The organism is Pseudonocardia lutea (assembly GCF_042658055.1).
GTDB classification, from domain to species: Bacteria; Actinomycetota; Actinomycetes; order Mycobacteriales; family Pseudonocardiaceae; genus Pseudonocardia; species Pseudonocardia lutea.
Genome location: NZ_JBHSQK010000007.1, coordinates 21,615 through 33,713 on the forward strand (window position 1 = coordinate 21,615; position 12,099 = coordinate 33,713).

A 12,099-nucleotide genomic window follows, 5' to 3' on the forward strand; every position below is an offset into this window, starting at 1 on the left:
CGTGCGTGGCGGTCCGCCGCCTTTCGCTAGCGTCCGACCATGAGCTCCCTGCTGCCGTCGACCGAACGCACCCTGCTCGCCCGCGTCGCCCGGGCGCAGCGCGACGGACGCTGCCCGTCCCTCGTCGCCGGCGTGGTCCGCGACGGCGCGCTGGCCTGGTCCGTCGGCCGGGGCGCCGTCGAGGAGCCGCACGCGGACGTCCAGTACCGGCTCGGCTCGATCTCCAAGACGGTCTGCGCGATCACCGTGCTGCGGCTGCGCGACGAGGGCCTGCTCGACCTCGACGACCCGCTCGAGAAGCACGTGCCCGGCACCCCGCTCGGCGACCGGACCCTCACCCAGCTGCTCTCGCACACCGCCGGCGCGACCTCGGAGAGCCCCGGGTCCTGGTGGGAGCGCACGCCCGGCGGCGGTCTGGACGACCTCGGGCTGGCCGGGGAGCACCGGGTCCTGCCCGGCGGGCGCCGGTTCCACTACTCCAACCTCGGCTTCGGGCTGCTCGGCGAGCTGGTCGCGCGCGTGCGCGGGCGCGCCTGGGAGGACGTGGCCCGGGACGAGGTGCTGCTTCCGCTCGGCATGCGCCGGACCACCCCGCGCCCCGAGGGCCGGGCCGCGCAGGGCTACGCCGTGCACCCGTGGTCGGACGAGGTGCTGGCCGAACCCGAGCACCACGCGGGCGTGATGGCCGCGGCCGGGCAGCTGTGGTCCACGGCCGAGGACCTCGCGCGGCTCGGCGCGTTCCTGCTCGGCGACCCCGGCGACGTCCTCTCCCCCGCCACCGTGGAGGAGATGACGATCCCGGCCGGCGTGGACTTCTCGGGCCCGACCTGGTCGTCGTACGGGCTGGGGGTCCAGGTGCAGCGGCACGAGGACCGCACGCTCGTCGGGCACGGCGGCTCGATGCCCGGCTTCCTCGCGGGGTTGTGGGCCGACCGCGAGGAGGGCACCGCCGCGCTCGCGCTCGCCAACGTCACCTCCGGGCTCGACGGCGCCCTCCCCGCCCGGCTGCTGACCGACCTGCGCGCGGCCGAGCCGACGGTCGTCGAGGCCTGGTCCCCCGCGCCGTCGCCGGTGCCCGCGGAGCTGCTCGGGCCCTGGTACTGGGGTCCCTCGCCGTACGTGCTGCGGGCGGTGCCGGGCGGGCTGCTGCACCTCGGCGGTCTCGGCCGGCCGGGCAGGTCCTCCCGGTTCCGGCCGCGGGAGGACGGCACCTGGGTCGGGCTCGACGGGTACTTCGCGGGCGAGACGCTGCGACTCGACCCGGTCTCCCTGAGCCTGGCGACCTTCGTCTTCACCCGGACCCCCTACGACCCGGCGGCGCCCGTCCCGGGCGGTGTGGACGCCCGCGGGTGGTTTATGCCATGACGTTCGGGTAACGATCCGCGTCACAGCCGTGTCCGTCCGCCCGGTTCGGCGCGGCGTTCACGCAGGTACGCGCGTTGCGCAACGGGCAGCGCCAGACGGAACGAGAAGCGACGGGACGGTTGACTCCGCCCGTCCGGGGATCGATGGTGACGGACGCACATGGACCGGACCGACTCAGGTGAGGGGGACCCCGCTCCGGCGGGAACACCACGCATGACAGTGAAGGAACCCACCACCGGCGGCTCCGCCACCGGCCCGGACCCGGAGGACGGTGCGTCGGGCACGTCGCCCTCGGGCACCTCCCCGGTGCCGGAGGGCGGCGGTGCGGCGGAACGGCGCAAGCCGACCGACAAGGTCGTCTTCGGCGTCTCCGCGGCCCTCGTCGTCGCATTCATCGTCTGGGGCATCGCGGCGACGGACAACCTGTCGAGCGTCGCGAGCGCGGTGCTCGGCGGGATCATGAGCGGCGGCGGGTGGTTCTTCATCCTGGCCGCCAGCGGGTTCGTGGTGTTCGCGATCTGGCTGGCCGCGAGCCGCTACGGCAAGATCCCGCTCGGCCGGGACGACGAGGGCCCGGAGTTCCGGACCTCCTCGTGGGTCGCGATGATGTTCTCCGCGGGCATGGGCATCGGCCTCATGTTCTGGGGTGCGGCCGAGCCGCTGTCCTTCTTCACCTCGCCCCCGCCCGGGAGCGGCGCCGCGCCCGGCAGCCCCCAGGCGCTCGACGCCGCCATGTCGACCGCACTGTTCCACTGGACCCTGCACCCGTGGTCGATCTACGCCGTCGTCGGGCTCGCGATCGCCTACGGCACCTTCCGCAAGGGCCGCAGCCAGCTGATCTCCGCCGCGTTCGCCCCGCTGCTGGGCACCCGGCGCACCGAGGGCGGGCTCGGCAAGGCCATCGACATCTTCGCGATCTTCGCGACGCTGTTCGGCTCGGCCGCCTCGCTCGGCCTCGGCGCCCTGCAGATCGGCGGCGGCCTCCGGGCGACCGGCTGGATGAGCAACCCGGGCACCGGCCTGCTCGTCGGGATCATCGTGGTGCTGACCGTGGCGTTCATCGCCTCCGCGGTCAGCGGCGTGGCCAAGGGCATCCAGTGGCTGAGCAACATCAACATGGTGCTCGCCGCGATCCTGGCGTTCTTCGTGTTCGTCGTCGGCCCGACCGTGCTGATCCTCAACCTGCTGCCCGGCGCCGTCGGCCACTACCTCGCCGACCTCGCCTCGATGGCCGCCCGCACCGGCGCCGACGGCCCCGAGACCGCCGAATGGCTGCAGAGCTGGACGGTCTTCTACTGGGCCTGGTGGATCTCCTGGACCCCGTTCGTCGGCATGTTCATCGCCCGCATCAGCCGCGGCCGCACGATCCGGCAGTTCATCGCGGGTGTCATCCTCATCCCGAGCGTGGTGTCGCTGGTCTGGTTCGCGATCTTCGGCGGGGCCGCGATCTCCGAGCAGCAGGCGGGCAACGACCTCGCCTCGGCGAGCACCGAGGGCCAGCTGTTCGGCCTGCTGCAGTCCTACCCGGCGGGCGTGGTCCTGTCCGTGGTGGCGATGCTGCTGGTGGCGATCTTCTTCGTCTCCGGCGCGGACGCGGCGTCGGTCGTCATGGGCACGATCTCGCAGCGGGGCTCGATCGAGCCCGGCCGCGGGATCGTGATCTTCTGGGGTGCCGTCATGGGGGCGATCGCCGCGATCATGCTGCTGGTCGGCGGCTCGGACGCGCTGTCCGGCATCCAGAACATCACGATCATCATGGCGCTGCCGTTCGTGATCGTCATGGTGCTGCTGTGCGTGTCGCTGTACAAGGACCTGCGCCACGACCCGCTGATCCGACGGGAGAACAAGGCCGCCGAGGCCGTCGAACAGGCCGTCGACTACGGCATGGCGGCGCACGACGGCGACTTCATCCTCAACGTGAAGCCGATGAGCATGGCCGACGGCGCCGAGGAGGCGCGTCAGCACGGCGGGCGCACCGTCCTGCCGGGCGAGCCGCAGCCGCCGCGCAAGGGCTGACCGCTCCCCTCCCCCAGGGCCCCCGGCCGCCGTGTCGGGGGCCCTGTCGCGTGTGCCGGCCCCTACCGCACCTCCCCGTGGTGGATCCCCCGACCCCCCGTCCCGTCCGCCGCCGCCGGGCTGAGAAGGTGGATCTCGATGCGTCTCGTGTTCGCCCCCGGTGACGACCAGGGATACGCCGGAGCCCGGGACCGGTTGCTGGAGGCCTTCCTGACGTGGGCCCGCCGGCGCCGGGTCTCGGCGGACGTCTTCCTGGTCGCCGCCGCGTTCGACTACAAGTACGCGCTCGACCGCAGGCTCGGCCGCTGGACGCGCACCCACGTCGCCGACGCGCTCGGCATGTGGTTCCCGCGGCACGTCACCGTGCTCGACGCCGAGGAGGTCCCCGAGGCCTTCCACGCGATGATCGACTTCCTGGCCGACGCGGACCTGCTCGACCACCGCTCCGCCTCGCGCGCGGAGCTGCACGCCCAGGTGCGCGACTCCACGCCCGCGCTGCTCGACGGCATCGCGGACGAGCGCAACTACGACCTGGGCAAGTTCTGGGGCGTCCAGCTGCGCCGGCACGGGGTGGATCCCGCCGACCCGCGCGCGGTGCAGCGCTTCCTCGACCGCGCCCGCTCCGGCGAGGTCGACATCGACCGGGCCGCGCTCGCCGAGATCACCCGGCGCGCGGAGGAGGCCCCGCGGGACCCCGCACCCGCACCCGAGCTGCCCCCGGTGCTGCTGCCCAGCGCCGCCGAGATGGTCACCGCCGCGCAGGAGAGCACCGCGCTCGACCTGCTGCGCAAGCTCACCGTGTGGGTGCGCGCCGGCCGCCGGCTCACCCGGGACGGCAAGCTCGGCCTCACCGACGCGCTCTCCCTCGCCGACCTGCTGGGCCTCGACCAGCTCTACCGGGACAGCGCGCGCAGCAGCACCGACCTGCCCGAGACCTCGATGCTGCTGCACTGGGCCAAGGCCGCCCGGTTGGTGCGCTCCCTGCACGGCCGGCTCGTCCCGGTGAAGAGCGCCGCGAAGGACCTGCACCGGCCGATCGAGCTGTGGCGGCGGGTGTTCTCGGCCGTCGGACGGATCGGCGACCACCTCGGCGGGACGGACGTGTTCGGGGCGCCCTCGCTGTTCGGCATGTCGCTGTCCGACGCCTTCCCGATCCTCTGGCTGGAGCTCTACGCCGCCGGCGGCGGGCCGATCCCGGTGGAGCTGTTCCACCGGCTGGTGCGCGAGGCCGTCAACGAGGAGTGCGGCTGCGTGGTCGACGACCTCGCCGGCGACGCCGAGCAGCGGCTCTGGCGGCGCGACGTCACGGCCCTGCTCGACGCGCTGGAGCTGCTCGGGGCGGTCGAGCTCGGCGAGCTGCTCGACGCCGAGGAGCTCGACGGGCTGGTCGAGCTGGCGGGCCGGGACGACCCCGACCCCACGATCGTCTCGCTCACCCCGATGGGCCTGTGGGCGGTGCACGAGACGCTGATCGACCAGGGCCTGCACGCGCCGCTGCCCGGCGAGCTGGCCGACGAGGACCTCGAGTACGTCTGCGTGCGGATGTCCGAGGTGCGCAGCGCGGTCGCGGAGGCCGAGCTCGACGCCTGGGTCGCCGCCCGCACCCCGGCCGAGGCCACCCGGGAGATCGAGCGGTTCCTCGCCCGCACGGACGACCCGGTGCACCGCGACCTGGCCCTGCACGCCCTGGCCCGCACCGGCCCGGCCGGGCTCGCCGAGGCCAAGCGGCTGCGGGGCGAGCGGGACCGGGACCGCTACGACGACCGCCCCGACACCCTCTCGGACGAGCTGCTCCCCTCCTGACCGCACCGCGAGTCGCGAGCTCCGGCACCGCGAGTCGCGAGCTACGCCGCCAGCGGGAGGTGGCGGCGGGAGTGCCGCACGATCACCGCGGTCCCCCCGAGCGCGACCAGCACGAGGCAGCCGAGCAGCACCGGGTAGCTCGCCACCCCGCTGAGCACGGCGAGGACCGACGGCAGCAGGAACCCGACATAGGCCAGCGCGTAGTAGACCCCGGTCGACGCGGCCAGCTCCTCCGGCCGGGCCAGGCGCTGCAGCTCCAGCAACCCGGACACCACCGCGATCCCGTAGGCGGCACCGAGCACCACGGCCGCGACCAGCGCCACCACCGGCGACCGCACGACGGCCGCGACCGCGCTCACCGCCAGGCCCGCCGACATCACGACCATGGACACCACGACGCCGCGCGCGCTCGTCGTCCGGTCCAGGCGCTTGGCCAGCGGCTGCACCAGGGCGCCCGCGCCGAGCGTGCACACGGTGAGCAGGGTCGAGTAGGCCAGCCCCCACGTCCCCAGCCGGTCCCCCACCAGCTGCGGCATGATCGCGTAGGCCACGCCGGCGGAGCCGAAGATCCACGGCGCCATCGGCGTGATCACCCGGCGGAACCGCGGGTGCCGGGCGCCGGCGAACCGCCCGGTCGCGTGCGGGGCCGGGTTCGCACGCGTCTCCGGCAGCCGGACGATCGCGAGGAGAGCGGCCGCGACGAGCACCACGTGCACGAGGTACGGCAGGTGCATCGGCAGGGGCGCCCACTGCGCGAGCACGCCCGCGGTCCCGGCCCCGAGCCCGAACCCGAGGGTGAGCCAGAGCGCGCCGCGCCGGGTCCCGGTCGCCCGCTCGGCCCCGCCGCGCACGGACAGCTCGGTGACCCACGTCGACCCGACGGCCATCGCCACGGCCACCCCGACGCCCGTCACGAACCGGCCCACCGCGATCCAACCGACGCCGCCGAACGCCAGGAGGACGCTCGCGACCAGCGACGCGACCGTGCCCGCGACCATCACCGGCTTGCGCCCGTGGCGCTCGGACAGGGCTCCGACCGTCAGGGCTCCGACCGTCAGCAGCCCGGGCACGAGCCCGACGACGTACGCGCCCAGCAGCGCGTCGACGGTGAGGACCGACAGGCCGGACTCGCGGTACATGACCAGCAGCGGGGTGAACTGGTTGCCGCCCCAGCCGCAGGCGAACACCGCCGCTGCGGCCGCACGCCAGGAGTTCTGCGGCCTCATCGCCGGTGCGTCCCGTCCAGGTGTGCGCGCAGCGCGACGGCGAACGCGGCCTCGTCGCAGGACTCGACGATGCCGATGAGCTCCTCGTGCTGGCGCAGCACCACGGGCAGCTGCTCCGGCACCGGGCCGAGCGCGTGCACGCTCATCCGGCGCTGACGGTCGGCGAGTGTCGCGTAGAACCGCATGGTCAGCGCGTTGCGACCGGCTGCGACGAGGGTGCGGTGGAACGCCTCGTCGGCCTCGGCGAAGCCGGCCAGGTCGCCCCGCTCGGCGTGCCCGCGCTGGACCTCCAGCGCGGCCCGCAGCTCGGCGACCGCCGCCGGGACCTGCTCGGGCCGGCGCAGCAGGCGACGGACCGCGGCGGTCTCGACGGCCTCCCGGGCGTCGAGCACGTCCTCGGCCTCCCCGGGCGGTACGGGCACGACGACCGCGCCGCGCTTCGGGATCAGCGTGAGCAGGTCCTCGGCCTGCAGCCGCAGGAACGCCTCGCGCACCGGCGTGCGGCTCACGCCGAGCCGCGCCGCGATCTCGCCCTCGCTGAACAGGTGCCCGCCGGGCAGCTCCCCGGTGAGCACGAGCTCCTTGGTCAGGGCGTAGGCGCGGTCGGCCGCGGGCAGGGTGTGGTGCAGGGCGTCGGGAGCGGCGTCGGAGGCGGGACCCGGCGCGGCGTCCGAGGCCGTGCCGGTACCGGACGACGGCGCAGGGGGAACCGGGGACACGCCCCGGACCCTATCAACTGGGATGCAAGCTTGTATCTATGCCTGCGTCACGACTGGTTCATGCCAACGGCGCGTCGTCCCCGTAGCGCACCGCGGGCGCCTGGCCCGTCAGCTCGTCGCACAGGTCGGACAGGCGCGAGTCCAGGCGCTGCTGCACGCGCTCGAGGGAGTCGAGCTCGGTCATGATCTCCAGCGTCGGACGGGGCCCGTCGATGCCGGACAACGCGCGGCGCAGCTCCCCGCGGAGCTCGCCGATCCGTTCGCGGCACTCCTCGACGGCGCTGCGGTGGGCGGCGAGGCGGGCCCGCTGGCCGGCGTCGAGCGAGTCGGGCACGGAGTCGAGACGCTCCTGCAGGCGGTACGGGTTCACGGGCGGTCCTCCCCGGTGGTGGACGGGTGGCGACGATCACGCTGTGATCGCCGACACACGCGACGGTAGCCGAGGTCCGGGTCGCCCGGAAGGCGAAACGCAAACCCGCCCCGACTCGGGGGACCGAGCTTCGGCGCCGGGTGGGCGGTTTCAGGCGGAGCGGCGGTCCCGCTGCCGCGGGATGGCGGCGAGCGCCGCCGCGGTCCGTGGGTCGAGCGGGCTCTCCCTGGCCTGCGCGGGGACCTCGACCGTCCCGGCGGTGCGCTGCCGCTCCCGCACGAGATCGGTCGTGAGGTGGTAGTGCCCGTGCCGCGAACGCTTGCAGACGTACGCCCGCTGGGCGCGGGCGCCGAGCTCCTCCAGCTCCCGCGCGGCCGCCTCGGCGGACTCCCGGTCCGGGTAGATCACCTTGCCGTCCGCCCCGACGCCCTGCCGGCGCGGCGCGGTGCCGGCGAGCTCCGCGCGGCTCGGCTTGCAGAAGACGGGACGGCCGGTGCTCATCAGCCGCGCGTAGCGCAGCAGGATCCGGGCGCGGTCCGGGTCGCGGACCGGGCCCCGCGGCTCGAGCGGCTCGCGCTCCCCCGCCTCCGGCGAGACCCGGGGACGCGGGGTGAGCCGGCGGACCTTGGCCAGGTCGGACGGCGACGGGACCGGGCCCGGGAGGAACGGCCGCACGCCCTCGGCCCCGCCGGTCTCCCCCGGGGTGCCGTGCTCCTGCTCGCCGCTCATCTCGTCCTCCAACTGTCCGTCGCCAGCGGAACGCTCGTCGTTTCCCGGATCGTGGGGGCCATCCTGCCCCGTTACCGGCGGCCGGCGGTGTCCCACGATCGTGTCGTTCCCCGACTTCGATCACAGTGCGTAGTATCTCGCTCGCCTGCATGACGACGGTGCGTGCCCGGATCGGTGCACAGCGCTGCAGGGAGCCTCGCGCCGCCCCTATGCTCTGCCACTCGGGGGAGGTGCCATGACGGCGAGAGCAGGCACGTGGACTGCGCTGTTCGGTCGATCCTCGCTCGCCCCGACCGTCTTCGAGGTGTCCGCGGCCGGCCGCGCCCGCGTCCGTGAGTGGCTGGCCGCGCAGACCGTGGCGACGGCCTGGACGCGGGAGCCGCACGCCCCCGCGATCGACGCCTGGGCCGTCGCCGACGGTGGGGTCCTGGCCGTCGCGCGGTGGGGCCGGTCCGCGGACCCCGGCGAGGACCCGCTGCCGAGCGGGCTCCACGTCGTCGGGTTCGGGACGTTCCGGCTGCTCACCGTGGCGCTCGGGGTGCCCCGCCCGGTGCGCCCGCTGCCCGGCGAGCCGCTCGTCGACCTCGACGCGGTGACCCGGGCCCACGCGGCCGCGTCCCCCACCTGTCCCGACGCGGTCGAGCAGGCCGAGCTGCTCGCGACCTGCGTCGACCGGCCGACCCTGCGGCTGGTCGCGGCCGCCCTGCACGCCGCGGCGACGCCCGGGCGCGGGGCGGTGGTCGCCGGGCCCGACCGGCGCACCTCCCCGGCCCCCCGCGCGCGTCCGTCCGGGACGGGCACACTCGCGGGGTGAGCCGCTGGGTGCTGCACGTCGACCTGGACCAGTTCCTGGCCGCCGTCGAGCAGCGGCGGCACCCCGAGCTGGCCGGGCGCCCGGTGATCGTCGGCGGGAACGGCGACCCGGCGGCGCGCACGGTGGTGGCGACCGCCTCCTACGAGGCGCGGGAGTTCGGTGTGCACTCCGGGATGCCGATGCGGCTGGCCGCGCGGAAGTGTCCCGACGCCGTCTTCCTCCCCGCCGACAACCCCGCCTACGAGGCGGCGTCGGAGGAGGTCATGGCGGTCCTGCGGGGGTTCCCCGTGGTCGTCGAGGTGATCGGCTGGGACGAGGCCTTCCTGCAGTGGGACGGCGAGGGGCCGGAGGCGCTGGCCCGGGAGATCCAGGCCGAGGTGCGCGCCCGCACCGGCCTTTCCTGCGCGGTCGGGATCGGCGACAACACGCTGCGCGCCAAGATGGCCACCGGCTTCGCCAAGCCCGGCGGCGTCCACCGGATCACCGTGCACAACTGGTTCGCGACGCTCGGCGGGGAGCCCACCGAGGCCCTGCACGGCATCGGCACGAAGACCGCCCGCAAGCTCGCCGACCTGGGCATCCACACCGTCGTCCAGCTCGCCGAGGCCTCCCCCACCGCCGTCGGCGAGCGGCTCGGCCCGCGGATGGGGCCCTACTACGTCTCGCTCGGCCGCGGCATGGGCCGCACCGAGATGGAGGCCTCGCCCTACGTCCCGCGCTCGCGCAGCCGCGAGACGACCTTCCCCGCCAACCTCGAGGACTGGACCGCCGTGCTCGCGGAGGTGTCCGCCCTGTCCGCCCGGGTCGCCGAGGACGTGACCGCCGAGGGCCGCGACGTCGCCCGGGTGGGGGTCAAGGTGCGCTACGCCCCCTTCCTCACCCGGACCCGCAGCACCACCCTCCCCGCCCCGACCCGCGACCCCGCGGTGCTCGAGGCCGCCGCACTCGAGGTCGCGGGCTGGTTCCCGCAGGACCGGGCGGTGCGGCTGCTGGGGGTGCGGGCCGAGTTCGTGGAGTGAGTGGGCCGGTCACGCCGGCAGGGGCAGCGCCGATGCCCGCCCCCTGGACGACCGCTCGGCGCACGGGTCCGCGGAACCGTCGGTGCCCGGTGGGAGGCTCCGCTGCGCACCGGCACCGCTGCACCCGGAGGAGAACGCCATGCCCTTCACCGACACCCCGTGGCCGAACGGCGCGCCCTGCTGGGCGGACATCGCCGTGCCGGACCTGCCGGGGGCGCTCGACTTCTACGGCGCCGTGATCGGCTGGTCCTTCGCCGACACCGGCGAGGAGTACGGCCACTTCACCCTCTGCCAGACCGAGGGCCGGGCCGCGGCGGGCATCGGGCCGGTGATGCAGGAGGGCCAGCCCAGCTTCTGGACCCTCTACCTCGCCACGGACGACGTCGACGCCACCGCCAAGCTCGTCACGGACGGCGGCGGATCGGTGCTCGCCGGGCCGATGGACATCCCGGACACCGGCCGGATGGCCGTGTGCACGGACGCGACCGGCGGCGTGTTCGGGCTCTGGCAGGCGGCCGGGCAGGTCGGGATCGAGGTGTTCAACCAGCCCGGCTCGCTGGTGTGGGAGGACGCGCGGCTGACCGACGTCGAGCGCGGCCGCGAGTTCTACCGGGGGCTGTTCGGCTACACGTACGCCGAGGTACCGGGCCTGCCGCTCGAGGATTACGGCACCTTCGGGCTCGGCGAGGAGCCGCTCGGCGGGATGGGCGGCACGATGGGGGCGCCCGAGGGCACCCCGAGCCACTGGCTCGTCTACTTCGGCGTCGAGTCGGTCGACGCGTCCGTCGCCGCGGCGGGCGAACGCGGTGGGACCGTGATGATGGCCGCGCAGGACACGCCGTTCGGGCGGATGGCGGTACTCACGGACCCCTTCGGCGCCCCCTTCGCGCTGCACCAGGAGACGACGGAGAGCAACCAGGGCTGAACGCGCTCGCACACCCGCTCGTGCGGAACGGATGCCCGGCCGAGGCGCTCGCACGCCGGCTTCCAAGTGCGGCAGCCGTCCTGCGGGCGTGCCCATCCGCTCGTGCCGGGCGGCTCCTGCCGGGCGGCACACCCGGCAGGTCCCTCGGACACGGTTCCAGGCGACGGCACACCCGTTCTTCCCCGGCGACACATCGGGCAGGTCGGTCCCACACCTCGTCGACGGCCTGTGCCGCGCCTCATCGGGTGTGTCGGCGCGCGAGTGAGCGGGTTCCGGGGTCGCCGTGGCGATCGGCGGCACCGGCCCGGGTCCGGTCCGCACACCCGACGACGCGTCGCACACCCCGTCGACGAGGTGTGCGAGCGGCCGCGGTGGTGTGCCGACGGGCCCGGGCGGGTGTGCCGCGCCTGATCGGGTGCGTCGGCGCAGGAGTGAGCGGGTTCCGGGTCGCCGTGGCGATCGGCGGCACCCGCCCGGCCCGGCCGCACACCCGACCATGCCTCGCACACCCCGTCGACGAGGTGTGCGAGCGGCCGCGGTGGTGTGCCGACGGGCCCGGGCGGGTGTGCCGCGCCTGATCGGGTGCGTCGGCGCAGGAGTGAGCGGGTTCCGGGTCGCCGTGGCGATCGGCGGCACCCGCCCGGCCCGGCCGCACACCCGACCATGCCTCGCACACCCCGTCGACGAGGTGTGCGAGCGGCCTTGGGGGTGTGCCAGCCAGCCCGAGCGGGTGTGTCGCGCATGATCGGGTGGGTCGGGGCGGCGGGTCGAGGGATGCCGGGTCGGCCCGGCGATTGGCGGCACCCGCCCGGCCCGGCCGCACACCCGACCATGCCTCGCACACCCCGTCCACGAGATGTGCGAGCAACCTCGGGGGTGTGCCAGCGAGCCCGAGCGGGTGTGTCGCGCATGATCGGGTGGGTCGGGGCGGCGGGTCGAGGGATGCCGGGTCGGCGCGGCGATCGGCGGCACCGGCCCTGGTCCGGTCCGGTCCTCACACCCGACGACGCGTCCCACACCCCGTCGACGAGATGTGCGAGCAACCTCGGGGGTGTGCCAGCGGTCCGAGCGGGTGTGCCCCGCTCCGAACAGGTGTGCCCCGCTCCGAACAGG

10 protein-coding genes are annotated in these 12,099 nt (G+C 75.0%); 6 read left to right on the plus strand and 4 right to left on the minus strand.

Annotated features, from left to right (window positions below):
• Nucleotides 1-39 precede the first annotated feature (39 nt).
• The 3 genes from ACFQH9_RS03080 to ACFQH9_RS03090 all read left to right on the plus strand — a co-directional run bounded on the left by ACFQH9_RS03080 (nt 40) and on the right by ACFQH9_RS03090 (nt 5,184).
• Entirely contained in the window at nt 40-1,365 is a 1,326-nt protein-coding gene (locus ACFQH9_RS03080; RefSeq protein WP_379563947.1) for a serine hydrolase domain-containing protein, read from the plus strand.
• Between the two features lie 213 nt (nt 1,366-1,578).
• Nucleotides 1,579-3,381 carry a BCCT family transporter gene (locus ACFQH9_RS03085; protein ID WP_379563949.1) on the plus strand — a complete coding sequence of 601 codons (1,803 nt, stop codon included), beginning with the start codon at nt 1,579-1,581 and terminating at the stop codon, nt 3,379-3,381.
• A 138-nt stretch (nt 3,382-3,519) separates the two neighbouring features.
• Nucleotides 3,520-5,184 (plus strand): hypothetical protein, encoded by a 1,665-nt coding sequence (locus ACFQH9_RS03090; RefSeq protein WP_379563951.1) that lies wholly within the window; start codon nt 3,520-3,522, stop codon nt 5,182-5,184.
• 41 nt (nt 5,185-5,225) lie between these two features.
• Here ACFQH9_RS03090 and ACFQH9_RS03095 read toward each other — a convergent pair whose 3' ends face one another.
• The 4 genes from ACFQH9_RS03095 to ACFQH9_RS03110 form a co-directional block, all read right to left on the minus strand.
• Nucleotides 5,226-6,410: an MFS transporter gene (locus ACFQH9_RS03095; RefSeq protein ID WP_379563953.1), complete on the minus strand. Its 1,185-nt coding sequence runs from the start codon at nt 6,408-6,410 to the stop codon at nt 5,226-5,228.
• Complete coding sequence (locus ACFQH9_RS03100) at nt 6,407-7,129, minus strand: GntR family transcriptional regulator (protein ID WP_465269511.1); 723 nt, start codon at nt 7,127-7,129, stop codon at nt 6,407-6,409. The genes ACFQH9_RS03095 and ACFQH9_RS03100 overlap by 4 nt, the downstream gene beginning before the upstream one ends.
• 58 nt (nt 7,130-7,187) lie before the next feature.
• On the minus strand, nt 7,188-7,499 hold the full coding sequence (locus tag ACFQH9_RS03105; protein WP_379563955.1) for a hypothetical protein: 312 nt from the start codon (nt 7,497-7,499) through the stop codon (nt 7,188-7,190).
• Nucleotides 7,500-7,649: 150 nt separating this feature from the next.
• Nucleotides 7,650-8,228 carry a hypothetical protein gene (locus ACFQH9_RS03110; protein WP_379563957.1) on the minus strand — a complete coding sequence of 193 codons (579 nt, stop codon included), beginning with the start codon at nt 8,226-8,228 and terminating at the stop codon, nt 7,650-7,652.
• Between the two features lie 235 nt (nt 8,229-8,463).
• Here ACFQH9_RS03110 and ACFQH9_RS03115 point away from each other — a divergent pair, with 235 nt between their 5' ends.
• The 3 genes from ACFQH9_RS03115 to ACFQH9_RS03125 all read left to right on the plus strand — a co-directional run bounded on the left by ACFQH9_RS03115 (nt 8,464) and on the right by ACFQH9_RS03125 (nt 10,986).
• Nucleotides 8,464-9,042: a hypothetical protein gene (locus ACFQH9_RS03115; RefSeq protein ID WP_379563959.1), complete on the plus strand. Its 579-nt coding sequence runs from the start codon at nt 8,464-8,466 to the stop codon at nt 9,040-9,042.
• Nucleotides 9,039-10,061, plus strand: a complete 1,023-nt coding sequence (locus ACFQH9_RS03120; RefSeq protein ID WP_379563961.1) for a DNA polymerase IV — start codon at nt 9,039-9,041, stop codon at nt 10,059-10,061. Before ACFQH9_RS03115 ends, ACFQH9_RS03120 begins: the two co-directional genes overlap by 4 nt.
• A 139-nt stretch (nt 10,062-10,200) precedes the next feature.
• A complete protein-coding gene (locus ACFQH9_RS03125) occupies nt 10,201-10,986 on the plus strand; it encodes a VOC family protein (protein ID WP_379563963.1) in 786 nt (261 codons plus the stop codon).
• Nucleotides 10,987-12,099: the final 1,113 nt, after the last annotated feature.

What these genes read in the sequence shown, in the direction of transcription:
- ACFQH9_RS03080 (WP_379563947.1), top strand. Translation starts at nt 40, where the DNA reads ATGAGCTCCCTGCTGCCGTCGACCGAACGCACCCTGCTCGCCCGCGTC.
- ACFQH9_RS03085 (WP_379563949.1), top strand. Translation starts at nt 1,579, where the DNA reads ATGACAGTGAAGGAACCCACCACCGGCGGCTCCGCCACCGGCCCGGAC.
- ACFQH9_RS03090 (WP_379563951.1), top strand. Translation starts at nt 3,520, where the DNA reads ATGCGTCTCGTGTTCGCCCCCGGTGACGACCAGGGATACGCCGGAGCC.
- ACFQH9_RS03095 (WP_379563953.1), bottom strand. Translation starts at nt 6,410, where the DNA reads ATGAGGCCGCAGAACTCCTGGCGTGCGGCCGCAGCGGCGGTGTTCGCC.
- ACFQH9_RS03110 (WP_379563957.1), bottom strand. Translation starts at nt 8,228, where the DNA reads ATGAGCGGCGAGCAGGAGCACGGCACCCCGGGGGAGACCGGCGGGGCC.
- ACFQH9_RS03115 (WP_379563959.1), top strand. Translation starts at nt 8,464, where the DNA reads ATGACGGCGAGAGCAGGCACGTGGACTGCGCTGTTCGGTCGATCCTCG.
- ACFQH9_RS03125 (WP_379563963.1), top strand. Translation starts at nt 10,201, where the DNA reads ATGCCCTTCACCGACACCCCGTGGCCGAACGGCGCGCCCTGCTGGGCG.